The following is a 22671-nucleotide window of genomic DNA, read 5'->3' on the forward strand; positions in this document are numbered from 1 at the left end:
CTCCTGAAGCAGTGACGCCGAGATCGGCCCGTCGCGAACCCGTCCGGCTTTTGGTCCTGGCGGAGCGAGGCGTTCGGGCAACGGCTTCGCCGTCCTCCACGTCCGTTCCGGCCTTTCGGTGCCCTCACCCCTTTCCGCTCCGCACTTTGGACCGCCGTGACGGGGTCGCGATCGGCGCGACCTCCTTGAATTGGAGGTTTGAAATGAGCAGGAAGGACGAAGGCCAGCGGGCCGACATCTACACGCGGATCACTGACAAGATCATCGAGGATCTGGAGAAAGGAGTTCGCCCATGGATGAAGCCATGGAACGCCGCGAACACGAACGGTCGTATCACCCGGCCGCTTCGCCACAACGGTCAGCCCTATTCCGGCATGAATGTGCTGCTGCTTTGGTCGGAGGGCCTGGCCCGTGGATATTCCTCGCCGATGTGGATGACATTCAAGCAGGCGCTTGAACTGGGATCGGCCGTGCGGAAGGGCGAGACCGGCTCGACCGTCGTGTTCGCGAGCCGCTTCACGAAGTCGGAGACCGACCGCAACGGCAACGATGTCGATCGGGAAATTCCCTTTCTGAAGGCGTACTTCGTCTTCAACGTTGACCAGATCGACGGTCTGCCGGACCACTATTACCATCGGCCGACACCGGTCCTCGATCCGATTGAGCGGATCGAGATTGCCGATCGCTTCTTCCGCGACACTGGCGCCGTCATCCGGCATGGCGGATCGCAGGCATATTATTCGCCGGTGACCGACCACATCCAGATGCCGCCGTTCGAGACCTTCCGGGATGTGGAGTCCTACTACGCGACCCTTGGACATGAGGAAATTCATTGGGTTGGAGCCAAAGATCGTCTTGATCGCGATCTGTCGCGCTACGCGAAGGACCGGACGGAGCGCGCCCGCGAGGAATTGATTGCCGAACTCGGCAGCTGCTTTCTCTGCGCGGACCTCGGGATTGCTCCAGAGCTGGAGCCGCGACCGGATCACGCCTCTTACCTTCAGTCGTGGCTCACCGTTCTCTCAAATGACAAGTGGGCGATCTTTCAGGCGGCAGCGCATGCGCAGCGTGCAGTCAGCTATCTTCACGGTCTGCAGCCGTCCGCGGAAGGTGCCGACAAGGCGGCGGCATAGGCGTGCTTTGAATCAGGGACGGTCGCCAGTACCGACGGCCGTCTCTCTGATTGGCTCTGGTTCGGTTTGCGGATGCTGGTTCAGGGTGAGGTCCAACGTGCCCCAGATCGATGACTTCGTGGCATCGGACTTGGGTTTGCGAGACGGCTTCCTCTCGACGATGAACGGTTTTGTCTGCTGACGCATAAATCCTCCTGGGCGACGAATCGCGCCTGAACGATATCGCGCACGCCACCGAACACAACAGGCTGTCATTCCAAGTTTCATACCGACGGTTTCGACGGCATGCCGTCGCCATTCGCGACAAAAGGATTCCCACCCTCCCCCGCCTGTCCAGGTTGTTTGTAAGGAAAACACTTCGCCACATGGGTTGTTGCGGAATGCTGCGTCGCACAAATATAGGATGCGAGGATATCAACTGGAAGGGGCAGGCTGTGGAAAAATACGTGGGCGCGAAGCTGCATGGCATTCGAGTGACCGACGCAAAGCTGAACTACCACGGCTCGATCACGATCGATGCGGACTTCTGCCGGGAGGTCGGTCTGAAACCGCTGGAATATGTGGAAATCTGGAACAAGATGTCCGGAGCAAGGATCAGCACTTACGTGCTCTACGGTGATCCGGGCTCCAGGTGCTGCATTCTTAACGGTGCGGCCGCTCGCACGTGCCAGCAAGGCGATGAGATTATCATCGCGTCCAGCGTCTTTTGCGAAATCGATGACATCATCAAGCTCAAGCCACGCGTGCTGGTCTTCGGAGAAAACAATGAAATCGTCGACAGGATCACCTACGAGGTCTTTCGCCGTGCAGACAATTCTCTCGACATGGCCGTGAGCTCCGAGCTGCCCGACAACAGCTACGGATTTCCGGCCTCCATTTCCGGATAGCCTGATGCAGTCGGACGGCGTCCCTGGACGTTTGCCGATGTGGATTGCCACGACACCGTTTTCGCCTATTGCCGTTGCCCTTCAGGGGAGCCATTGTCCCGTCCCTTTACCTGACGTTAGCGGCGCTCCATTTGCGGGCTCGATGAGGCATGTCTGACCGGAGAGCGGCGTCGCCTCGATCGTCCTCCCGCAACGGCCATTCGAAACTTTCTTCCCCTGCCGACTTCGTCGCCATTCCTCGCGCGACAACAAAGTTGCTCCCGGCCGCCCTCCATTTCATTTCGGCCCTCTGGGTGCGGTCCGATCGTCCCCGGTCCTTGCGACAGCCATCGAGGCCGCAATGGAGCGGCCCGAAACAGCAAAAGGAACTTGGACAATGGCTACCATCGGCACCTTCACCTCCACCGAAAACGGCTTCTCCGGCTCGATCCGCACCCTCGCCCTCAACGTCAAGGCCCGCATCGCCCGCGTCGAAAACCCCTCCGACAAGGGGCCGCACTTCCGCATCTACGCCGGCAACGTCGAGCTCGGCGCCGCCTGGCAGAAGACCTCCGAGCAGGGCCGCGACTATCTCTCGGTCAAGCTCGACGACCCGAGCTTCCCCGCCCCGATCTACGCAACGCTGGCCGAAGTCGAAGGCGAAGATGGCCTGCAGCTGATCTGGTCACGCCCCAACCGCGACTGAGGTTCTCGAGGCTCCGCCGATCCGGCGGAGCCTCTCCCGCCAAAGTGAGAAGCCGGCACCAGGCATCGAGCCAGGTTCCGGCTTTTTGGTGCCATGCGGAAACGGGGATAGCCGCTCAGATTTCCTGATGGTGCCGGGCCGGGCCGACGGCATCAAGGACGAGCGGTTAACCCCCAAATTTCAGGCCCGGTCCTGCGGCCCGATCCAGAAATTCGGCTCCCCCACTCGCCGCCTCCGGCGGTCGCTATCGCGATCCCTGACCCCGCCATCCCGTCCCGCCCTGCGAGCTCGTCTTTCACGAACTCAAGGAGATGAGATCATGACGATCGAACAGCACATCGAAGAACTGCGGGCCGAGCTGAACAACGCATGCGACGCGGCCGAGCGCCGCCAGATCGAGGGCGAGCTTGAACTTGCACGGGCCGAGCTCGCCGTGCAACTGGCCGAGCAGGTCGGCACCATCAAGGCCGAGCCGCCCTTCTGAGGCGGCTTCTCTTCTCATTTCAGAGCCGAGCTTCGTCGGCGATCACCGTCTCCGATTCCAGCGCTTTCCGCCCGAGGAACAACCGCGCCATCGCATCTCTCCTTTCGACACAGCTGTCATCTACGTCAGGGGATGTTGCAGTCCTCGCGTCACGCCGCAACCTTGCGCCACCAGAATTTTCCCCACCGCATGCGGCTCCTCGCCCAGTCAAAATTCAGGCGGCTCCAGGTTCTCCGCTCGCGCTTCGACCGTTCCGGTGCGGCCCTCCTCCGAGGTCTGCTTTCGATCCCCGCGATATCAGCAATTCGAAAGGAGAACCTACCATGCAACAACTCGCAAAGTTCCTTGCAGCCACCGGCCGCCGGCTCGGTAATCTCGGGAGAGTGATCTGTCACTTCTTCCGCAAGGGAAAGCTCGGGCTGAAGCTCGCGATCAAGATTCCGTTCTTCGTCGAGATCGAGCTCAACTTCGAGACCGACTGGAATAGGCGCGAATGACGCGCCATGGCCGCCCTCGGCGGCCCTTTTCCTTCGTTCCGGCTCGGGCGTCATCGTTGGTCAGCTGAGAGGACGCTGGGCAAAAGTCCTCGGTCGATAGCCGCGAGCTCGCTTCTGCCGCGTCAGGTCGAGGAACAGTCTGACCGCTTCTTCCTCCCGCCCGAAATGGTGCACCATCATTTGTCCAGAGGTCCCGATCCGCCCCCAGCGTCGCGTCAGGCAGGTTTCCCCGAAAAGCGATATGGAAATCTGCATGGCGTAAAAGCGGGCCATGTTCTTCGCCGTGTCGGTTCGCTCGATGTAGAGCTGGTAAGGTTGCGTGACCATGTTCGCAGAGTCGCCGATCCGTGCCCGAGCGTCCAACGACAGTTTTGAATCGTTCGAGGCCAACCGATTCATTGCGGTGATGTTTCTCAAAACCTGAGCGATTGTCTGGGCGAGTCGGCGCAGCCGCACGGCTCTAGTCGCTGTGGCTCCCGGAGCCCAGTCGGTCTCCGCGCATTCGCGTGACGATCCTCTCGCGGATGGCACAGGGCCAACCTCGCGCGATCAGTTGCAGTATCCCGAGCGCTCCGGACATGGCCGTGCAAGTCATCCGAGAGTGGATCCGACGACTTCATTCAAACTTTAATTTAATTTTCATTCTCTCTGAATAATTATTATTGCAATCAGGTTCAACTAGGCAAAGCACCTGCGGATCAGGCACTGCAGCGCAATGAGAGAAAGTCAGAGACATGGCAGAAATTATCGACTTCCCCTTGGAGCGCAGCCTCAGCACCGAACAACGTGCACTGATCGACCAGATGGAAGAAGAAGGCGGCCGCTTTCTCAAGGCGACGGAGAGCCTGCTTGGCGTCCTGCGGCAAGCTGAACGTACGCAGAAGGCAATTCTCGCCTACCAAGCCGAGATCAAAGGCCGGAGCGGAGGAACGGCGCAGGTAGCCAGTCGCGAAGCGGGCGACGGTTCCGCAGCTGGCGACTATCGCGGCAGCACTATCCGATATGCATCCGATGACTGAAGTTTTTCGAGTGGGTGACGATCGTCGCCATCGTGGCCATACGTGAGGGGACAGACCGTGCTTGGGTTCGCAAAACAAAAACAATATGCTCTCCTCTTGGGAGCAGCACTCCTCCTTGGCCACAGCGCAAGAGCGCAAGACATAGACTTGATGAACGGGGTGGTAGCCCGCCCTGGTGACAAGGACACAATACCCGCAGAAAAATTCAAGAAGGCGAGCCCCTGGAAAATCGGGATGAGCCACTTTGGCGTCAACGCCAACACATGGGCTGCCCAAATGGCCGCTGAATCGCAAGCCGCTGCCAAGAGTGATCCGCGCATTTCTCAGTTCGTGCTGCTCGACGCCAATCTCAGCCAGGCCAAGCAGATCGCCGATATCGATGAGCTGATCGCCCAGAAGGTCGATGCCATCATCGTGACACCGGTCTCTCCGACCTCCGCAGATGCTGGTATCGAAAAAGCGGTCAATGCCGGCATTCCCGTCATCGTCCATACGGGCCTTACCAAAACCGACAAATTCACCGTCGATATTCAAGGCGGCGGCGAGAACTTCGGAAAGGTCTCGGGAGAGTTCCTGGTCAAGGAACTCGGAGGCAAGGGCAATATCTGGGTCCTGCGCGGACTGCCGACTCATCCCGAAGACATCAACCGCTACAAGGGCCTGCTCGAAGCCATCAAGGGCACCGATATCAAGATCGTGGCCGAAGATGCCGGTCTCTGGTCGTATGATTACGGCCACAAGGTTTGCGAGACCTTCTATCTCGAAAACCCGAAGGTCGACGGCATCTGGTCATCGGGCGCCGACATGAGCCGCGCCTGCATGGATGTCTTCCAGCAATATGGCGCGAAGGTTCCGCCGATCACCGGTGAGGTGAACAACGGATTTCTCCAGAAATGGATCGACAGCGGGGTTGATGCCATCGCCACCGAATACGGGCCGGAACAAGGGGCCGCAGCTGTTCGCGCTGCCGTCGCGCTGCTCGATGGCAAAGCCATTCACAAACGCTATGTCTATGAGCCCGACGGCTGGGACATCCAGAAGGCAAAGGCGAATTACCGCGCTGACCTGTCGGAGAAGTTCTGGATGCCAAGCAGCCTGACCGACACCGATCTTAAGGCCCTGTACGGCAAGTAAGACAAATGCCTGCCCCGCGTTACCGCGGCTCGATGAACGTCAGAAGTCGATGTCATCACGAAACTATTCGAACCACCCCAGCGAGCGTGGCGTGATCAAAGCGCCCACTGTCGCCCCGAATCCAAGGAGCCGTCTTCGATGACACCAGCAACAGCGAAATCCAACGACCGACGTAATTTCGGGATCGCCGGACGCTTGACGGCGGCATTTGTCGGCATTGCTGCCCTCGCCGCCATCGCCGGCGCCTCCTCGTCCTGGTATTCGATGAAAAGTTCCGGCATCGTCAAGGAACTCGGCGATCGAACCCTCCCAACCGTCACCGAATCCCTCGCCTTCGCGCAAGAAAGCGCCATCCTTCTCGCAGAGGCGCCCAATCTCGTCTATGAGCCGGATCTCGCTTCGCTCGACGCAAGTTCGAAGCGCCTGGAAGCCATCCTCGCCGGTCAAAGCGGTCGACTGACGGCTTTGCGCGACCTTGGCGTGGCGCCGGAACTGCTCGATTCGGTCGAGAAGACGAGCCAAAGCCTCGAACCAAAGCTCAATCAGCTGACAGCCATATCTTCCGACCGGATCAAGGCGAAATTCCGCATGCAGGAGGGCGTGGCTCGCGCTCTGTCCCGTTACAAGTCCCTGGCGTCAATGCTCCGCAACGCGCAGGTCGGAGCGGTGGACAGCAGTATCGAGCGATCGCGTGCCCTGACCGATCTCCAGATGGCGGCCGCCGAGATATCGACACTGATATCGGCGATACCGGATGCGTCAGACACCGAACTGGCCGCAGTCAAGGATCAATATGATGCGACTGGCAAGGAGATTGACAGCATCCTCGCGCGGCTGAAAGCTTCAGGCGGTAGTGCTGCGATGCAACAGCTTGTCACGGCTCTCCAGAATGAGGGTGGAGGTCCTGAAGGCCTGTTTGCGCTTCGATCCGCCCAGGCCAAGGTCAACGGTCAGATCGCAGATATGCTGAATGATCTGACGGTGACCTCCATCATCCTTGGCGTCGACGTCAAATTGATCGCGGCGAAGGAAAAGCAGGCCGCCCGAAATGCTGCGGAATTGTCTCGGGGGATGACCCAGCAGACTGTCGCCGTCAATGCGGCAACGAGCTTTCTGGTGATTGCAGCCGCGCTTGCCGCCCTGTTCTACGTCCGGCGTTTCGTGACGCGGCGGCTGATCAGGCTTGCGACGGTCATGGGCCGTATCGCCTCCGGTGATCATTCCACTCAGGTTCCCATGTCCGGTCGCGACGAGATAACGGACATGGCCGGCGCTGTCGAAGTGTTCCGCGCCAATGCGGTCGCCAATATTCGCCTCGAGCAGGAAGCGGAAGAACAGCGAAACCTGACGGAAGACGATCGTCGCCGTAAGGCTGAAAGCGATCGCCTCCGGGCAGAAGCCATGGCCCAAGCCACCCAAGGTCTCGGCAAAGGGCTCAAGCACCTTTCTGCGGGTGATTTGACGTTCCGTCTCTCCGAGCCCTTCGCGGATGAATTCGAGACGCTGCGCGCCGATTTCAATGGCGCGGCCGGCCAGCTTGCCGAGACGCTGCGCTCCGTCGCCGACGCGGCCAACGCCATCGATAGCGGCAGCCGCGAGGTTAGCATCAGCGCCGATGATCTCTCCAAGCGCACCGAGCAGCAGGCCGCGTCGCTGGAAGAAACGGCGGCGGCGCTCGACCAGATCACCGTGAATGTCGCCAATTCTTCCAAGCGGGCCGACGAAGCCCGCAGGATCGCCGCCCAGGCCAATACCAGTGCCTCCCAATCCGGCCAAGTGGTGGCGAGTGCTGTCGACGCCATGGAGAAGATCGAGCAATCGTCGAAGCAGGTCTCCAACATCATCGGCGTCATCGACGAAATCGCGTTCCAGACCAATCTACTTGCGCTCAATGCCGGCGTCGAAGCGGCCCGTGCCGGCGAGGCCGGCAAAGGCTTCGCGGTTGTTGCACAGGAAGTGCGTGAACTCGCGCAACGCTCCGCCAAGGCCGCCAGAGAGATCAAGGAGCTGATCCGCAACTCCTCCGTCGAGGTGGAGAATGGCGTGAAGCTCGTCAGCGAGACCGGGACTGCCCTGAAAACCATCGAGGGCTACATCGTCACCGTCAACCAGCATATGGACTCGATCGCGACATCGGCCCGGGAACAATCGGTCGGTCTCGCGGAGGTGAATACCGCCGTCAACCAGATGGATCAGGTCACGCAGCAGAATGCGGCCATGGTCGAGGAGAGCAATGCGGCGAGCGCGACCCTTGCCGGTGAAGCAGGACGGCTTCGCGACCTGATCAGCCAGTTCCAGTTTGGCGAAGCCATGCGCCGGCCGGCGTCCCTCACCGAGGCGAGCCCATCCAGCCGGCCGGTCGCATCGCCCGCGCGCCGGATCGTCGGCGCCGTCGCCAAGGCCTTTTCCGGCAACGCCGCCGTCAAGCAGACCTGGGAAGAGTTCTGAGCGGAGCTGAAGGTGCACTGACTGAAGGTCTTTTGGCCATCAGAGCTGGCAAGCGGTCGCGTCCTTTTCAGGACGCGGTCCTATCTCTCTCTGACGTCCTATCTTGCACCCGCCGTTCCGGCGTCAATGACATCGCGGCCCCTCCAATTTTCCCCGCACCGCAAGCGGCACAGAGAAAGTCGGTTCCTCCGCTCGCCGCACGGCGGCCGCGTTCAGCGGTCCCTGACCCCTCACGGACTTCGGTGCGGACACTTTTCGCCAGAAAACGAAAAGGAGACCCTGATGACACAGCATCACATCACACAGCCGGTTAGCGAAGAGCGGAAACTTGCGGATCAGCAGCCGACCGGGCTTGAACATCTGCGCAGCAGTTTCGATGCTGAAGTGCACCTTCCCGCCGATATCTCGCGCGAGTTTCTGTCTGCGGCGCTGCTTTGGGCCATCGACAACAAGGTCGATTTCGGTTTGTTCCACGAGCCCGGAAAGATCATCATCGCGCACTTCGGTGGTGATGAGATCTACCTCCCCTCCCGGTGGTCCGACAAACGATGGCACATCGGCCTTGAGGACAAGGAGCCTTTCGACCCGGGCGATTGAAGCCCAGACCAGAGGCGGCTTACCGCCTCTGGTCTTTGCCTTTCGCTTGAGCCGTTCCTGCCGGATCGACCAGCCGAGCCGGCTATGATCCCAAGCCCCATCTCTCTCTCCTGACAGCGGACGATGATGATGGTTGTCATTTCCCCTGGCACCAGCCATGTCGCGCGCCATCCCATGGCCGGGCAAGGCCTTCCTTGATCAAAACATCGCCCAGAGAATTGCCCGCACGCGATACGGTTCGAAGTTTACGTCCATACTTGTCCTCGTCGCGGAAGCCGGCCGACAGCGAAAACTTTCCGGCGTTGAGCAGCGTTAGTAGTCGCGACTTTGCCGCTTCACCTTTGATCCGTTCAGCTTCGCAGCGGGGCGGGCTGAGTTCGGGCGTATCGATGTCGGCGATGCGGATTTTCTTGCCCTCGAACCAGAAGGTGTCGCCGTCGACGACGCAGTTCGTGCGATGGCTGTCGCCGCAGATCACGAACGACGCCGATTGGCTGTCTTGCGCAGGCGCTTTGACGAAAGCCGCAGCGATGTCGAGATGGCCATTGCGATCAAGATAGAGCCAGCCCGCGGCGCCGATCACCACGGCCCAGACAATCGCGGTCGGAAAGCCTCGGCCGCGATCGTGACCATGACGACGCGGCGTCGATCGCGAGTCATTAATGCCGGGACGGTCGTTGGCGACCTTCCGATTTTTCCTGAACGGGATGACGTTCTTTTGCGCCAAGCTTTTCATTCCTCTTCGGCGGCAGAGGTTACAGCCGGTTTGGTTTCATAGGCGTTTACCGCAGACGCCGAATTCGAACCTTCCTTCTCCCTTCCGCCCATCGAATGAAACCGGTTCTCGCCGACGCAGGCTCTCATATCGTTGCGCCGGAACCAGATGGCGCGCCCGCATCTGAGCGGTGCATTGCCGGCCGTGAACACGATCTGCTCGTCGGCCCGCATGCGCAGAACCTCATGCGGCTGGATAAGCGGTCTGGCGGCAAGCTGCTTCGAGCGTGTTCGCGATGATCCCCTTGCCTGGGAACTGCGGCTGACCTGGTCGATCTCGACCGTGGTCATGCCGCAACGTTTCGAGATGTAGTCGGCGGTCTCGGGATCGTTAATTGCGGCGAACGAGATCCAGCTGGCACTCTCGAACCACTTGCTTGCCGCGTCGCGGCCGCCATAGGTTTCGCGCATCTGGCCGATCGACTGATAGATCATCGTCAGCGTGATTCCGTATTTGCGGCCGGCGTCGCGCGCAGTCTCGAGGATCCGCATGTAACCGAGGCGGGCGACCTCATCGAGAAGAAACAGCGCGCGCCCTTCAAGCTTTCCGTCGCGATTATAGATCGCGTTGAGAAGCGAGCCGATGACGACACGCGCAAGACCGGAATGAGTCTCCAACGTCTTGAGGTCGATGTTGATGAAGACGTCGGTATTTCCCGCGGCGATGTCGCTGGTCGAGAATTTCCGTCCGGACACCAGGGCGGCATAATTCGGATAGGAAAGCCAATGCGTTTCCTTGACCGCATTGGCATAGACGCCGGAGAAGGTTTCCGGCGTCATATTGACGAAGGCAGCGACGTTCTCCTTCACGAAATCCGAACCCGAATTGTCGTAGATGTCCTGCAGGCGCTTGCGCAAGGTCGGTTCCGGCTCCGACAGGTTCATGCGCACCCGGCGAAGCGTCTGGTCCTTCTCGTCCATGTGACCGGACAGGCAGACATCGGCGATGAGCGCGGTGAGCAACTGCAGGGCTGACGCGCGAAAGAAGTCGTCACGGACACCGCGCGCGCCGCCGCTGTCGCTCATGATCCACGATGCGACAGAGGCAATATCCTCTTCCTTCGTTCCGCCGAAACGGCCGACCCAGTCCAGCACGTTGAAGCCCATGTCCGACTTCCTCGGGTCGAGGACGAACACGTCCCTTCCCGCTCCGCCGCGATGCGCGGAGACCATCGGGGCGACCTCGTTCGACGGATCGAGCACGATCAGCGTGCCGCCCCATTTGAGTGCCGTCGGGATGGTCACCGACGTCGTCTTGAAACCACCGGACCCCGCAAAGACGATCCCGTGCGACGAGCCGAATGAGCCATCGAAGCACAGCAACGGCGACTTGCCGCCGGCGCCCCAGGTCTCCGCGCTATCGGCTCGAAATGCCAATGCCGCGACGCTGTCCTTGTCGACCCGATAGCGCTCGCCGATGACGATGCCGCCGGAATCGGAAAACAGCTTCGCCGCCTCTGGCGGCTTCATCCAGTCGGCTTCGCCATGCAGTGCCCTCTTGCCCTGAATGCGCTTTGGCTCGGCCCTTGCGAATGCCGCATTGCCGATGAACGCAACGCGGAGTGCGAAGCAGGCACACATGAACGCTGCGCCTACTCCAATCGACGTTGCCGGATCGAGATAGGCGAAGACCGTCTTGCCGGTTGGCAGCGTCTTCGTGAAAGCGGCAAGGCGTATGGTTTCGCGGGTAGCCGCGATCAGGATCGTTCCACTGCATCCCGCAACGACGCCCCAGCCTGCCTGCTTGATGCTGATCGCGCCGGCACTTGCGAACAAGAACACGATACCGATCGCCGCGCTGGCGACATAGGGCAGCGCGATGCCCGCACGCCCCCATGCCAAGCGTGCGGCCTCGGTCTTCCCGAAGCCGGAAATCCACTGCTCGATCCCCGTCATCCCGATGACGACCAGGATCATCAGCGCCGCCGGCCCGACGACGAGCGCAATCCTATTGATCGTCATTGCCAAAGGCCTCCGCGCCGATTGCCGTGAGCCTGGATCGCTCGCCCTCATCACCCTTGATTCGGCGGGCGACATCGATCAGCGCGCCCAGCAACAGCGCGCGCTTCTCGTAACGCAGCCCGGCCTTGACGATCAGGCCGCCGAGCTCGATCTTTTCCCGCGTTTCCTTCTTGCGGGCGTCGGATGTCATCGTCCTCGCCATACGCTCAAGCCTCGCCAGTGCTGCCCGCGCCCGCACCAGAGGAGTCCGCCGGCGTCGACGTTGCGCCGCTGCTATCGCCGGCACCCTTTTTCCCTCCGTTCGTAGCGCCCTTCCCTCCCCCTTGGCCTCCGCGAAACCGCGTCGCCACTTCCTCGAAAGCGGCCTGCAGCTCCCCTTCCTCAATCTCGATCTCGCCAAGGCCGGCCTTGAGCGCGATCCGGCCGATCCGCTCGGCTTCTCTTGTCTCGGCGACCTTGAGCTGCTCCTGCAACTTGGCGATTTCGTCGCGGATTTTCGAGGCAGGTTTTTTCATGTCCGATCGTCTCCATGGCTGAGAAAGCTTGTCTTTCGAAGCCAGTCTTTCCGAACGGAGTGCGGAACGCACTACTGTGAATCCTACAATCGCCAAGGGCGATTCTTTGGTGAATGATCCCGGCCGTTCCGAAGGAGCGGCTTCCAAGGGCGCAATTATACGTCGCTCACGCGACGCCCTTGCTTGGTCCGGCCTCCCGCTCCCGACGAACCCGTTGATTTCGTTTGCAACCGGGAAAGAACTCCGCCGTGGCCGTCCCCCATTTCTCCGTCAGCGTCGTCGCCCGCGGCTCCGGCCGCAGCGCTGTCCTGTCGGCGGCCTACCGGCACTGCGCGAAAATGGAATACGAGCGGGAAGCGCGAACGATCGATTACACCCGCAAGCTGGGGCTGTTGCACGAAGAGTTTGTGATTCCGGCAGACTCGCCCGAATGGGTGCGCAGCATGATTGCAGATCGCTCAGTCGCGGGAGCATCCGAAGCCTTCTGGAACAAGGTGGAGGCATTCGAGAAGCGATCCGATGCGCAGCTCGCCAAGGATGTCACCATTGCCCTGCCGCTCGAGCTGACATCCGAGCAGAATATCGCTCTCATGCGCGACTTTGTGGAGAGGCACATCACGGCGAAGGGGATGGTCGCCGACTGGGTCTATCACGACGCCCCCGGCAATCCGCATGTCCACCTGATGACGACATTGCGGCCGCTCACCGAAGATGGGTTCGGTTCGAAGAAGGTCGCTGTGCTCGGTCGGGACGGCAAACCGATCCGCAATGATGCAGGCAAGATCGTCTATGACCTGTGGGCCGGTAGCACTGAGGACTTCAACGCTTTCCGCGACGGCTGGTTTGCCTGCCAGAACAAACATCTGGCGCTCGCCGGCCTCGATATTCGCATCGATGGCCGCTCCTTCGAAAAGCAGGGTATCGACCTCGAGCCGACCATTCACCTCGGCGTCGGCGCCAAAGCCATCGAGCGCAAGGCCGAGCAATCCGACGGGAAGCAGGAGACCGCGCCTCCCAAACTCGAACGCATCGAGCTTCAGGAAGCTCGTCGTAGCGAGAATGCACGCCGCATCCAGCGCCGCCCCGAGATCGTGCTTGAGCTGATCACGCGGGAGAAGAGCGTCTTCGACGAACGTGATGTTGCGAAGGTGTTGTATCGCTATATCGACGATGCCCGTCTCTTCCAAAGCCTGATGGTGAGGATTCTGCAGAGCCCGGAAGCGCTCAGGCTCGAGCGCGAGCGAATGAATCTTGCGACCGGGGTCCGAGAGCTGGCGAAATACACGACCCGGGAGATGATCCGGCTTGAAGCCGAGATGGCCAACCGCGCTATCTGGCTTTCCGCTCGCGCCTCCCATGGTGTCCGTGAGGCGGTGCTGCAGGCGACCTTTGCACGCCATTCTCGTCTATCGGATGAGCAGCGGACGGCGATCGAACATGTCGCCGGCGGAGAGAGGATCGCCGCCGTGATTGGTCGTGCCGGCGCCGGCAAGACGACGATGATGAAGGCTGCCCGTGAGGCGTGGGAAGCAGCCGGCTATCGTGTGGTCGGCATAGCACTGGCCGGCAAAGCAGCCGAGGGATTGGAGAAGGAAGCGGGCATCCCATCGCGCACGCTGTCGTCGTGGGAGCTTCGCTGGAACCAGGGTCGCAACCAGCTCGACAACAAGACTGTCATCGTACTCGACGAGGCCGGCATGGTGTCGTCACGGCAGATGGCGCTGTTGGTCGAGACGGTGACCAAGGCCGGCGCCAAACTTGTCCTCGTCGGCGATCCCGAACAACTCCAGCCGATCGAAGCGGGTGCCGCCTTTCGCGCCATTGCCGCTCGCATCGGCTATGCCGAACTCGAAACGATCTACCGTCAGCGCCAGCAATGGATGCGCGATGCCTCGCTCGATCTCGCTCGTGGCAATATCCGCAAGGCTGTCGACGCCTATACCGCTCATGGTCGAATGATTGGCTTGAGACTGAAGGACGAGGCGGTCGAGAGCCTGATCGCAGCGTGGGACCGCGACTACGACCCCTCGAAGACCAGCCTGATCCTCGCGCACCTTCGCCGTGATGTGCGAATGCTCAACGATATGGCGCGCGCCAAGTTGGTCGAACGCGGTGTCGTCGCAGAAGGATTTGCATTCAAGACGGAGGACGGACACCGCAAATTTGCGCCGGGAGATCAGATCGTGTTCCTCAAGAACGAGGGCAGCCTCGGCGTTAAGAACGGCATGCTCGCAAAGGTGCTCAAAGCCGCTCCTGGCCGGGTCGTCGCCGAGGTTGGTGAAGGAGAGCACCGCCGTCAGGTTACTATCGAGCAGCGCTTCTACAACAATCTCGATCACGGTTATGCCACGACGATCCACAAGAGCCAGGGGGCGACCGTCGACCGGGTGAAGGTGCTTGCGTCACTGTCGCTCGACCGGCATCTGACCTACGTCGCGATGACCCGCCATCGTGAAGATCTCGCCGTCTACTACGGCAGTCGCTCCTTCGCGAAATCCGGCGGCCTCATCCCGATCCTATCGCGCCGAAACGCCAAGGAGACGACCCTCGATTACGAGCAGGCGTCGTTCTATCGCCAGGCGCTGCGCTTCGCGGAAGCCCGGGGCCTGCACCTCATGAATGTCGCCCGGGCGGTCGCGCGCGATCGCCTGGAATGGACCATTCGGCAGAAACAGAAGCTGGTCGGCCTCGGCGCCCGTCTTGCCGCAATTGCAACGAAACTCGGTTTCGTCGGCAACTTCAAAAACTCCCCAATCCAGAACCCGATCAAGGAGGCCAAGCCCATGGTGTCAGGCATCACCACCTTCCCTAAATCGTTCGAGCAGGCTGTCGAGGACAAGCTCGCCGCCGACCCCGGCCTCAAGAAACAATGGGAGGACGTCTCGACCCGCTTCCACCTCGTCTACGCGCAGCCGGAGGCTGCCTTCAAGGCAATCAATGTCGACGCGATGGTCAAGGACCAATCGGTCGCGAAGTCCACTCTCGCGAAGGTCGCCGACGCCCCCGAAAGTTTCGGTACGCTAAAGGGCAAGCCCGGTCTTCTTGCCAGCCGTGCCGAGAAGCAGGACCGGGAAAAAGCCATCGCCAATGTCCCGGCACTTGGCCGCAATCTTGAACGCTATCTTCGTGAGCGGGCCGAGGCCGAATTGAAGCATGAGACGGAGGAGCGCGCGGTCCGGCTCAAGGTTTCGGTCGACATCCCTGCGCTCTCGCCAGCGGCCAAGCAGATGCTCGAACGCGTCCGCGATGCCATCGATCGCAACGATCTCCCTGCCGGCCTTGAATATGCGTTGGCCGACAAAATGGTGAAAGCTGAACTCGAAGGTTTCGCGAAGGCTGTGTCCGAGCGTTTCGGAGAACGGACCTTCCTGCCTCTCGCCGCGAAAGACACCAACGGCAAGGCCTTCGAGACCGTTACAGCGGGCATGACGGCTGGCCAGAAGGCTGAGGTCCAGTCTGCGTGGAATTCCATGCGGACGGTCCAGCAGCTTGCCGCTCATGAACGAACGACGGAGGCGCTTAAGCAGGCTGAGACACTGCGCCAGACGAAGAGCCAAGGGCTCTCCCTGAAATGACGGCGGCAGCTAGAGCGCGCCAGGCGATAACCGCGCAACAACGACGAGCGGCCGTGATCCTCTCGGCCACGACGTTGGCCGCTATCGTGCTGGTGGCGACTGCCCTCGCCGGCGGTTATCGCATCAATCTGACCCCGAGCGAGCCACTCGGCCTGTGGCGTATCGTTCCGCTCGGTCGCCCCGTTGCTGTCAGTGACCTAGTGTTCGTTTGCCCACCGGCAACCGCGGAAATGCGGGAGGCGCGAGCGCGCGACTATCTCCGTTCCGGTTCCTGCCCGGGTGGCGTCGCCCCGTTGATCAAGACGGTGATCGCCGTCGCAGGCCAGCATGTCGAAATCGGCGCCAGCGTGATTGTCGATGGGCGGGTGGTTGCCTCTTCCAGCCTCGCGCCACGAGACGGAAAGGGGCGGCCGCTGGCGCCGTTTCCGAGTGGCATCGTTCCGCCAGGACATCTCTTCCTGCATTCGGCGTTCCCGGGCTCCTTCGACTCCCGGTACTTCGGTCCGGTGCCCGCTTCAGGCATTCTCGGCCTAGCGCAGGAGATCCTCACCTATGCGCCGTGAGTTTCTTCGGGCGACGCAGCTGATAGTCGCTTCGATCGCGATCGGCGTGGTGGGCTGGAGCGGCCACGCGTTGCTTCTGCCCGTCGCCCTGGCGTTTCCCGTTCTTTGGTCGATGGCGCAAACGAGGGCGGTCGCGGCCCTTGTCTCGGCCAGCTATTTTCTGGCCGCATCTCGTGGCCTGCCGCAAGGCGTCGCTGCCTTCTATTCGTCTGATATCTGGCCGGGGCTGCTCCTCTGGCTGTGCGCGTCCTCGAGCTTCGTCGCCGTGCATACGGTCCTGTGGACCGGGATCGCCGGCATTCGTCCGTTCCGCTATCTCCTTGCGGCCGTCATCATGGCCGTCCCGCCGTTCGGCATCACGGGCTGGGCGCATCCTGTCACGGCCGCTGGAGTTTTGTTTCCGGGATGGGGATGGTGGGGACTGGGCTGGATGACAGCTGGCCTTGCGGGCCTCGTAACCCGCATATGGCCAGCTGTCGCCATCGCCTTGACCGGCTTTTGGCTATGGTCCGCCGCAATCTGGACCGACCCGAGACTACCGGAAGCCTGGCGCGGCGTCGATCTGGAAATGGGCGCTTCGCTTGGCCGCGACACCGGTCTTCGACGCCAGCATGACCTGATCGCAACGGTGCGCGACGCTGCCGGCGATGGCACCCGCTTTGTGGTGTTGCCAGAAAGTGCGCTCGGCTTCTGGACGCCGACCGTGGAGCGTCTATGGACGGGCGCACTTGCCGATGGCGATGCCACCGTCATCGCCGGCGCCGTGGTAGTCGACGCAGACGGCTACGACAATGTCCTCGTCTCGATCGACGGCAAGGGTCGCCGCATCCTTTATCGCGAACGCATGCCGGTTCCCGGCTCGATGTGGCAGCCATGGCGATCCTGGTTTGGGGAGAGCGGCGGCGCCCGGGCGGATTTCTTCGCGAACCCAATCGTCACTATCGGTGCCGGCCGGGCCGCACCACTGATCTGCTACGAGCAACTGATCGTTTGGCCGGTCCTGCAGTCGATGCTGCACGATCCGGACGCCATCCTCGCCGTCGGAAACGGCTGGTGGACCGAAGGCACGTCGATCATTGCCATACAGCGCGCCGCGACTACCGCCTGGGTAAAACTCTTCGCAAAGCCGCTCGTCATTGCCTTTAACACCTGAAAGGAGACACTATGCTGGACGCCGCCCTGATCAAAGAATGCGCCGACCCTTCCCTAAAACCCGCGATCGTCGAACGGTTCGTGGTATCAGCAGGCTCGGCTGATCCCCTCGCCGTCACCGTCAAATCCGGTGGCCGTTTGATCCTCGTGCCAAAAGCTGCGTCGGCTGACGAGGCGATGGTGATCGTGCGGCAATATGCTGGTCAGGCGGTGGTCCGCGTCGGTCTCACGCAGTTTCCCGCCGGCGTTGGCGTCAAGGAAGCGAGTGATCTCAAACCGGACCTCGTCGATGCCTGCCAGAACCTCCGCAAAGGCACGGCGATGTTCGCCAAGGTGCTCCGGATCGTCGCGAAATGGTATGGCAACCCGACGAGCAAAGATGTCTTCCCGCAGATCTTCGAGGATGCGGTCTACGCATGGAAGACCGGCGAGTTCGAGGGCGTCAGTGTGTTTCAGGCGGAGGATCCGGGAACGGCAGTTGAAGTGCCGCAGCAAAGCGAGGAGAAGATCCCCGACGAGGAAGAGAGCGCCGAACCGAAACCAGGAGAGCAAGAGCCTGAGACGGTGCAGGATGTTGGCCGAGCGGGGATGCGGATCGACCTCTCACACATTGGAGGCCAAAAATAGATTGACTTCGTTTCGCCGGGGGCAGCGAGGCGAGTATTGAGGTTCAAAGCAGAAAATTAGTGTAACTCAAATGCATGATATTAGTGTTTGTCGGAACGCCCCGCACGAACGTGGTGTTCGAGTTGATCAAAGCACCAGCACAGCCATCCACGAAAGAACGGCCGCGCGGAAATACGATTAGAGCAGATTCATGCCCGGCTGCGTCATAACGGGGCCTCAAGGGCAGCAACTAGCAGTCAGCACGCGCGCGTCTACTCATCTCGTCACAAGCACGGCAGGTTCGACGCCCAGTGCCTCTGCGATTTGGCCAAGGACGGTGACGGTCGCCGACATCTCGGCACGCTCGATTGCTCCGACATGGCGGACACTGAGGCCCGTACGGTGGGCCACTTCCTCCTGCGTCAATTGTTTGCCATGACGGATTCGACGCATATTGATCGCCATGACCTCCTTGAGATCCATGACGCGAGCGGAACCTGAATCGGAACTATTATTCCAGGAACTATAGTTCCGATTCGTCACGGCGCGTGATATTGCTCGTCCAGGCCGTCACAAGTTACCTTGGGATATAGGGTATATGAACTTCTGAAAGACAGGCCGTGCAGTTATGGCCTATGCGGTATAATGCTCACCAGGATTTGGCTTTCGAGCGGCAAATGAAGAAATTAAGGGGAAGCGGATGAAGGACGTGAACTTATCCGAGACAAAACACGAAACCAAACCGATGGGATCCTGTTTACGTTCAATGGAAAAATCAGAACTAGAGGCGCTTGCTATATCTGCAATCCGAGAGCACCGCCGGCTTATAGTCGCCGACGAAGCTGTTTATGAGGAATGGACCCGCGCGTCCGCCGACCCCTCGGTTTCGAGCGCCGTGCTCGAAAGCTTGCAGCAAGAGTATGCCGCGCGGCAAAGGAAATCCGAAGCCCAGCAGGAAGAGCTTTCGGAGATCATCGATGTGCTCGGCTACATCCCCGAGGTTCCGCTCGATGGCGATGAATGACCCCTCAAACCAAGCCGTGATCTTTAGCGATCGCGACTAGATGTGGAACGGTCGCCGCGTCAAGTTTCTCGCGCGCTTTATCGAGGTAGTGCTGCACCGTCCTCGCGTTGATCCCCGTCAACATTGCGGTTTCCGGGGCACTTTTGCCCTTTGCTGCCCACATGAGGCACATCGCTTCCCTTGGCGAGAGTAGCCGCTTCGGAGCGATTATCGTCGTCGAAGCGATAATCTTCAGGCGGTAATGGATTGCAAGGACCGTCCGGACGGCTTTCTGGGCGTCCAGCAGTTTGGCTTTCTCGACTTTCTTCTCCGACGAGGCAAAGGTCAGCATCATCGTCGACCCGAAACTCCCTTCGACCGGAATCGTCAGCCCACTGCGAATGCCGTGCTCGATCGCCTGGTCGCGAAACCGTCTCAGCTCCGAGGTGCCACGAGCCGGCCAATCATCGGCCGTCCAGTAGAACATCTCCATGCGACGCTTGGCTTCCGTGATGACGGGGTCGATGCGCGAATATTGGCCGCCAAGATAGATATCCTGCCATTCCTCCGGATAGGAGTTGAATGTGCGGATTTCCAGGCCCTCGGTCTGAAGATACGCAAAACGTTCGAAGCCATGGGAGTTTGCGAAGCTTTTCAGGGCGCCCTTGATCATGCGTTCATCGTGCGCAGCTTCCGTCATATCGATTAAAGAGCGAAGGTCTCCGTCCACGGACTTGTCTCCTCTTGCGCAGCTGCGAGCCTCCCACCCGTCGCGCCTACCACGCGCCGCGAGTTACCTGGTGCCACCGTTCGGCCAGCCGGAGCCATACGGAACATCGGACCGTGGCTGCGAATTCCGTGTCCCCATTCGTTTCCGATGAAAACGCAGTTGCCTTCTGCCGAAGCATATCCACGGCCGTTGCAACTGGTTTTCTACTCACCTCTACCGAGTATTCAAGGCCTCTTCATCTAAAATATGACAATTTGAGAGAAGATTTTGGCGAGCGCTGATTTCTGAGCGCGGATGGATCGCTCCACCCGACGAAACGACGGGCGGAGCAGCGTTCGAGATGGGTTAGCGCCCGCTATAAATGGATGGAAAGATGATATCCTGGTCCGCGAGAACGTTGAACTTATAGCCAGGACGGATGCGAATCGTCGGCTGAACGTTGAGGTTCTTCGAGATTGTCTGTTCTGTGACGCGACCGAAGCTTTCGGCAAAATTCCGCCGTGCTGCATCCGATGCCGTGTCCTGGGTGGCCAATGTTGAACTCTCCGGCATCGACATGTCGATCCCCGTCCCGATGATTGCCACCAGAGCTGCGGAACCGAACGTCCTCCAGAGATGGCGGTCAACCTTGTCCTGGAAGCCGCCATACCCCTCGGCGTCCGTGCCGGCCATGCCGCCGATCTGCAGGGTGGATCCATTGGGAAAAATAAGGTCAGTCCAGACGACGAGAACACGCTCCTGGCCGAATGAGACCTTGGAATCATAGCGACCGAACAGCTTTGCGCCCTGCGGGATAAGGAGGCGATAGCCGCTCGCGCTGTCGTAGACATTCTGGCTGACCTGCGCGGTAATCCGCCCTGGCAGGTCGGAATTGAGGCCGGTGATCAAGGTGGCGGGAATGACCGAGCCGCGCTTCAGTTCGTAGGGTGACATCTGCGGCACGACCTGGTTTGGCAGGTAGCCGAGATCCTTGATGTCCTGATTGAAAAAATCCTCCTTCGACGGCTGTCCGTTCTGATCGACGTTTTGGCCCATCAGGCCGGATTTCATGGCGGCGGCATAAAGGTCCGACGCACTGTTGACGGCTGCATTTGTCGGCTGGCGGCCGCTGTCATTGGTGGAGGTTGCCTTCTCGAAGTCTCCGATGTCTACCTTCAGCGGCGAATCGAGCGCCGTAGCGCGAGCCTGGAGGCGAGCCATCCGCTGGCGCTGCGCTTCCCGGATATACTGCTCGTCCTGCTCCCGCTTCAGGCGAGCCTTCCACTCCTCCTCGGATTCGAGCGAGCGTCTCTCCTGTCGGTCATTCGGCCGGCGTTCAACGGCGGTCTCCTGTTTCTCGACCTTCTGCTCGACGACAGGGGTCGGTTGAAACACTTCCTGCTTCTCCGGCTCGCCGATGATGCCGTCGGTGACACCCCGTTTGAGCTGGTCGCCGAAGCTGGTCGCCGGGGTGTTGGAAGCCCCCTCGATGTCGCCTCGATGGAAGGACAGCCCCCGCAGCGACAGGCCGATCACGACGACGCCAACGAAGAGCGCGACGACGATGATGGCGATGATGATCGGCAGGCGGTTGAGCCGGCGCATGCCATTCTGATCGTCGGACTGGGCTGGCGCGCCAAGTTGGAGCGACTGGACCATATTGCTCTCCGTCAGTTGCGCTGCATGATCGAAAGTGGACTGGTCGGCGTGGCGCCGGCCGCCGTCGGCGTATAGGCGCGGCCAAGAGCGATGGAAGGCGTCGAAACGCGCGCAAAAACCTGCCCGTCGAAGCCCTCGACGGCAAAAGCAAGCTCGACCGGCTTGATGTCTTTGGCGACCTTGCCGTCCGTGACGACCGTATAACCCCAGCCCTTCAGGGCCGCCTCGAGGGCGGTCGCGAATTCCGACTGGTCCTTTTCCATTTTGATGGTCGTCGCAGCGCTGGCCGGACCGATTTGTTCGGCGAGACGACTTGCCATGTCACCGGCGATCGCGCTTGCGGCCGGTCCGGTGACGGCAACCGGGGTTGCATTGGTGGTCATCGCGTCGTCGGCCGTTTGGCAACCGGAGAGTAGTTTGGCCGCGATGAAGAGTGCGAGGAGCTTGCGCATGGTTCAGCCTCCCCGCCGGATGGTGATCTTCTGCTGCCGCCACCCGACCCCTGATACGAGGATCGCCTTGTCGATCGCATAGTCGACGGTCATCATGTTGTTCTTCATCCGGTAGTTGACGATGCGGTTCTGACCGCCGGAGACGACGAAGAGCACCGGCGCATCCTGACCTGAGATCGACTTCGGGAATTGGATGTAGGTCTTGACCCCGTCCGAATAGACCCGCTTCGGTTTCCACGAAGCCCCGCCGCTGATCGAATAGGAGAAGTTCAGCTTATCCGGCGCCGTGCCCGGAATGCCGCCGGTTTCGAGACGGGCATTGATGTCGGCGAGCTTGGTGGAGGTGTCCTCGGGGTACTCGAAACCAACGCGCGCCATGTACTGGCTGGGATGGGACTTGAGCTGGATATGATAGGTTCGCCGTGAGGTGGTGACGACCATCGAGGTGAGAAGACCTGGCTCCGACGGTTTGACAATCAGATGGATGGCCTGCCCGCCTGTCGCCCCCGAGGTGGCCGGCTCCACTTTCCACCGCACCGTATCGCCGACGAGCACGTCGCGAACGATCTCACCGCCCTGAAGCTCGATGTCGCAGACCTGCAGCGGCGAGCAGACGACGGACGGCTGGGTCTCGCCGAACAGAAAAATCACTTTGCCGTCCGGTCCCGTTGTGACCAGGCCCGGTGTGCCGCGCCATTTGCGGGAGATATTCGTACCCTTGACCTCGTTGCTCGTCATGCTTTGCGCCTGCGCGCCCACCACAAAGGCGAGTCCGGCCATGCAGCCGGCGGCTGCGATCAATCCTGTCTTTTGCATT

The 22671-nt window shown here is 60.7% G+C and carries 25 protein-coding genes; 14 read left to right on the forward strand and 11 right to left on the reverse strand.

Translation table 11 applies throughout. The annotated features are described in order from the left end of the window. Positions 1-203 precede the first annotated feature (203 nt). Complete coding sequence (locus O9X91_RS20060; protein WP_077768131.1) at positions 204-1133, forward strand: ArdC family protein; 930 nt, start codon at positions 204-206, stop codon at positions 1131-1133. Positions 1134-1145: 12 nt separating this feature from the next. On the opposite strand, the gene O9X91_RS20065 is transcribed toward O9X91_RS20060, so the two are convergent. Then, positions 1146-1319, reverse strand: a complete 174-nt coding sequence (locus O9X91_RS20065) for a hypothetical protein (protein WP_162854300.1) — start codon at positions 1317-1319, stop codon at positions 1146-1148. Positions 1320-1567: 248 nt separating this feature from the next. On the opposite strand from O9X91_RS20065, the gene panD reads away from it, so the two are divergent. From panD to O9X91_RS20085, 4 genes are all read left to right on the forward strand, one after another. Further along, positions 1568-2020 (forward strand): aspartate 1-decarboxylase, encoded by a 453-nt coding sequence (panD, locus tag O9X91_RS20070; RefSeq protein WP_077768181.1) that lies wholly within the window; start codon positions 1568-1570, stop codon positions 2018-2020. A gap of 376 nt (positions 2021-2396) precedes the next feature. Beyond that, complete coding sequence (locus O9X91_RS20075) at positions 2397-2705, forward strand: DUF736 domain-containing protein (protein WP_015084482.1); 309 nt, start codon at positions 2397-2399, stop codon at positions 2703-2705. A 319-nt stretch (positions 2706-3024) separates the two neighbouring features. Beyond that, on the forward strand, positions 3025-3189 hold the full coding sequence (locus O9X91_RS20080) for a hypothetical protein (RefSeq protein WP_162854301.1): 165 nt from the start codon (positions 3025-3027) through the stop codon (positions 3187-3189). 323 nt (positions 3190-3512) lie between these two features. After that, complete coding sequence (locus O9X91_RS20085) at positions 3513-3686, forward strand: hypothetical protein (protein ID WP_162854302.1); 174 nt, start codon at positions 3513-3515, stop codon at positions 3684-3686. Positions 3687-3746: 60 nt separating this feature from the next. On the opposite strand, the gene O9X91_RS20090 is transcribed toward O9X91_RS20085, so the two are convergent. Further along, a complete protein-coding gene (locus tag O9X91_RS20090; RefSeq protein WP_306801661.1) occupies positions 3747-4013 on the reverse strand; it encodes a WGR domain-containing protein in 267 nt (88 codons plus the stop codon). A 407-nt stretch (positions 4014-4420) separates the two neighbouring features. On the opposite strand from O9X91_RS20090, the gene O9X91_RS20095 reads away from it, so the two are divergent. The 4 genes from O9X91_RS20095 (at position 4421) to O9X91_RS20110 (ending at position 8884) form a co-directional block, all read left to right on the forward strand. Continuing rightward, positions 4421-4705 carry a hypothetical protein gene (locus O9X91_RS20095; protein ID WP_077768129.1) on the forward strand — a complete coding sequence of 95 codons (285 nt, stop codon included), beginning with the start codon at positions 4421-4423 and terminating at the stop codon, positions 4703-4705. Between the two features lie 234 nt (positions 4706-4939). Next, positions 4940-5839, forward strand: coding sequence for a substrate-binding domain-containing protein (locus tag O9X91_RS20100; protein ID WP_235675766.1), 900 nt, complete (start codon positions 4940-4942; stop codon positions 5837-5839). Between the two features lie 138 nt (positions 5840-5977). After that, positions 5978-8287: a methyl-accepting chemotaxis protein gene (locus O9X91_RS20105; protein ID WP_012475985.1), complete on the forward strand. Its 2310-nt coding sequence runs from the start codon at positions 5978-5980 to the stop codon at positions 8285-8287. A gap of 282 nt (positions 8288-8569) precedes the next feature. Next, on the forward strand, positions 8570-8884 hold the full coding sequence (locus O9X91_RS20110; protein ID WP_077768127.1) for a hypothetical protein: 315 nt from the start codon (positions 8570-8572) through the stop codon (positions 8882-8884). Between the two features lie 136 nt (positions 8885-9020). On the opposite strand, the gene O9X91_RS20115 is transcribed toward O9X91_RS20110, so the two are convergent. From O9X91_RS20115 to traC, 4 genes are all read right to left on the reverse strand, one after another. Then, on the reverse strand, positions 9021-9416 hold the full coding sequence (locus tag O9X91_RS20115) for a thermonuclease family protein (RefSeq protein WP_234888144.1): 396 nt from the start codon (positions 9414-9416) through the stop codon (positions 9021-9023). A 200-nt stretch (positions 9417-9616) separates the two neighbouring features. Next, positions 9617-11620 carry a Ti-type conjugative transfer system protein TraG gene (traG, locus tag O9X91_RS20120; RefSeq protein WP_012475987.1) on the reverse strand — a complete coding sequence of 668 codons (2004 nt, stop codon included), beginning with the start codon at positions 11618-11620 and terminating at the stop codon, positions 9617-9619. Then, on the reverse strand, positions 11607-11822 hold the full coding sequence (traD, locus tag O9X91_RS20125) for a type IV conjugative transfer system coupling protein TraD (RefSeq protein ID WP_012475988.1): 216 nt from the start codon (positions 11820-11822) through the stop codon (positions 11607-11609). The genes traG and traD overlap by 14 nt, the downstream gene beginning before the upstream one ends. Positions 11823-11826: 4 nt before the next feature. After that, positions 11827-12135 carry a conjugal transfer protein TraC gene (traC, locus tag O9X91_RS20130; RefSeq protein ID WP_012475989.1) on the reverse strand — a complete coding sequence of 103 codons (309 nt, stop codon included), beginning with the start codon at positions 12133-12135 and terminating at the stop codon, positions 11827-11829. A 248-nt stretch (positions 12136-12383) separates the two neighbouring features. On the opposite strand from traC, the gene traA reads away from it, so the two are divergent. From traA to O9X91_RS20150, 4 genes are read left to right on the forward strand one after another with little or no spacing between them, the layout of a single operon-like run. Further along, positions 12384-15710, forward strand: a complete 3327-nt coding sequence (gene traA, locus O9X91_RS20135) for a Ti-type conjugative transfer relaxase TraA (RefSeq protein ID WP_012475990.1) — start codon at positions 12384-12386, stop codon at positions 15708-15710. Beyond that, a complete protein-coding gene (gene traF / locus O9X91_RS20140; RefSeq protein WP_012475991.1) occupies positions 15707-16273 on the forward strand; it encodes a conjugative transfer signal peptidase TraF in 567 nt (188 codons plus the stop codon). Before traA ends, traF begins: the two co-directional genes overlap by 4 nt. Further along, complete coding sequence (locus O9X91_RS20145) at positions 16263-17426, forward strand: conjugal transfer protein TraB (RefSeq protein ID WP_012475992.1); 1164 nt, start codon at positions 16263-16265, stop codon at positions 17424-17426. The genes traF and O9X91_RS20145 overlap by 11 nt, the downstream gene beginning before the upstream one ends. Before the next feature lie 11 nt (positions 17427-17437). Continuing rightward, on the forward strand, positions 17438-18052 hold the full coding sequence (locus O9X91_RS20150; RefSeq protein WP_012475993.1) for a TraH family protein: 615 nt from the start codon (positions 17438-17440) through the stop codon (positions 18050-18052). Between the two features lie 255 nt (positions 18053-18307). Here the strand turns inward: O9X91_RS20150 and O9X91_RS20155 are convergent, their stop codons facing one another. Beyond that, positions 18308-18514: a helix-turn-helix domain-containing protein gene (locus tag O9X91_RS20155; RefSeq protein ID WP_077768126.1), complete on the reverse strand. Its 207-nt coding sequence runs from the start codon at positions 18512-18514 to the stop codon at positions 18308-18310. Between the two features lie 217 nt (positions 18515-18731). On the opposite strand from O9X91_RS20155, the gene O9X91_RS20160 reads away from it, so the two are divergent. Beyond that, positions 18732-19055, forward strand: a complete 324-nt coding sequence (locus tag O9X91_RS20160; RefSeq protein WP_012475995.1) for a transcriptional repressor TraM — start codon at positions 18732-18734, stop codon at positions 19053-19055. 4 nt (positions 19056-19059) lie between these two features. On the opposite strand, the gene O9X91_RS20165 is transcribed toward O9X91_RS20160, so the two are convergent. The 4 genes from O9X91_RS20165 to trbG all read right to left on the reverse strand — a co-directional run bounded on the left by O9X91_RS20165 (position 19060) and on the right by trbG (position 22670). Continuing rightward, positions 19060-19764 carry an autoinducer binding domain-containing protein gene (locus O9X91_RS20165; RefSeq protein ID WP_077768125.1) on the reverse strand — a complete coding sequence of 235 codons (705 nt, stop codon included), beginning with the start codon at positions 19762-19764 and terminating at the stop codon, positions 19060-19062. Positions 19765-20109: 345 nt separating this feature from the next. Next, positions 20110-21402: an IncP-type conjugal transfer protein TrbI gene (gene trbI / locus O9X91_RS20170; RefSeq protein WP_012475997.1), complete on the reverse strand. Its 1293-nt coding sequence runs from the start codon at positions 21400-21402 to the stop codon at positions 20110-20112. 11 nt (positions 21403-21413) lie between these two features. Further along, complete coding sequence (gene trbH / locus O9X91_RS20175; protein WP_012475998.1) at positions 21414-21854, reverse strand: conjugal transfer protein TrbH; 441 nt, start codon at positions 21852-21854, stop codon at positions 21414-21416. Between the two features lie 3 nt (positions 21855-21857). Then, positions 21858-22670: a P-type conjugative transfer protein TrbG gene (gene trbG, locus O9X91_RS20180; RefSeq protein ID WP_012475999.1), complete on the reverse strand. Its 813-nt coding sequence runs from the start codon at positions 22668-22670 to the stop codon at positions 21858-21860. Position 22671 lies beyond the last annotated feature (1 nt).

The sequence above is a fragment of the Agrobacterium salinitolerans genome (assembly GCF_027498475.1).
Lineage (GTDB): Bacteria > Pseudomonadota > Alphaproteobacteria > Rhizobiales > Rhizobiaceae > Agrobacterium > Agrobacterium salinitolerans.

Bases quoted from the DNA above. Each gene is read 5' to 3' on its own strand.
- O9X91_RS20060 (WP_077768131.1), top strand. From the start codon at position 204: ATGAGCAGGAAGGACGAAGGCCAGCGGGCCGACATCTACACGCGGATC.
- O9X91_RS20065 (WP_162854300.1), bottom strand. From the start codon at position 1,319: ATGCGTCAGCAGACAAAACCGTTCATCGTCGAGAGGAAGCCGTCTCGC.
- O9X91_RS20075 (WP_015084482.1), top strand. From the start codon at position 2,397: ATGGCTACCATCGGCACCTTCACCTCCACCGAAAACGGCTTCTCCGGC.
- O9X91_RS20080 (WP_162854301.1), top strand. From the start codon at position 3,025: ATGACGATCGAACAGCACATCGAAGAACTGCGGGCCGAGCTGAACAAC.
- O9X91_RS20085 (WP_162854302.1), top strand. From the start codon at position 3,513: ATGCAACAACTCGCAAAGTTCCTTGCAGCCACCGGCCGCCGGCTCGGT.
- O9X91_RS20090 (WP_306801661.1), bottom strand. From the start codon at position 4,013: ATGGTCACGCAACCTTACCAGCTCTACATCGAGCGAACCGACACGGCG.
- O9X91_RS20095 (WP_077768129.1), top strand. From the start codon at position 4,421: ATGGCAGAAATTATCGACTTCCCCTTGGAGCGCAGCCTCAGCACCGAA.
- O9X91_RS20100 (WP_235675766.1), top strand. From the start codon at position 4,940: ATGAGCCACTTTGGCGTCAACGCCAACACATGGGCTGCCCAAATGGCC.
- O9X91_RS20105 (WP_012475985.1), top strand. From the start codon at position 5,978: ATGACACCAGCAACAGCGAAATCCAACGACCGACGTAATTTCGGGATC.
- O9X91_RS20110 (WP_077768127.1), top strand. From the start codon at position 8,570: ATGACACAGCATCACATCACACAGCCGGTTAGCGAAGAGCGGAAACTT.
- traG (WP_012475987.1), bottom strand. From the start codon at position 11,620: ATGACGATCAATAGGATTGCGCTCGTCGTCGGGCCGGCGGCGCTGATG.
- traD (WP_012475988.1), bottom strand. From the start codon at position 11,822: ATGGCGAGGACGATGACATCCGACGCCCGCAAGAAGGAAACGCGGGAA.
- traC (WP_012475989.1), bottom strand. From the start codon at position 12,135: ATGAAAAAACCTGCCTCGAAAATCCGCGACGAAATCGCCAAGTTGCAG.
- traF (WP_012475991.1), top strand. From the start codon at position 15,707: ATGACGGCGGCAGCTAGAGCGCGCCAGGCGATAACCGCGCAACAACGA.
- O9X91_RS20145 (WP_012475992.1), top strand. From the start codon at position 16,263: ATGCGCCGTGAGTTTCTTCGGGCGACGCAGCTGATAGTCGCTTCGATC.
- O9X91_RS20150 (WP_012475993.1), top strand. From the start codon at position 17,438: ATGCTGGACGCCGCCCTGATCAAAGAATGCGCCGACCCTTCCCTAAAA.
- O9X91_RS20155 (WP_077768126.1), bottom strand. From the start codon at position 18,514: ATGGATCTCAAGGAGGTCATGGCGATCAATATGCGTCGAATCCGTCAT.
- O9X91_RS20160 (WP_012475995.1), top strand. From the start codon at position 18,732: ATGAAGGACGTGAACTTATCCGAGACAAAACACGAAACCAAACCGATG.
- trbI (WP_012475997.1), bottom strand. From the start codon at position 21,402: ATGGTCCAGTCGCTCCAACTTGGCGCGCCAGCCCAGTCCGACGATCAG.
- trbH (WP_012475998.1), bottom strand. From the start codon at position 21,854: ATGCGCAAGCTCCTCGCACTCTTCATCGCGGCCAAACTACTCTCCGGT.
- trbG (WP_012475999.1), bottom strand. From the start codon at position 22,670: ATGCAAAAGACAGGATTGATCGCAGCCGCCGGCTGCATGGCCGGACTC.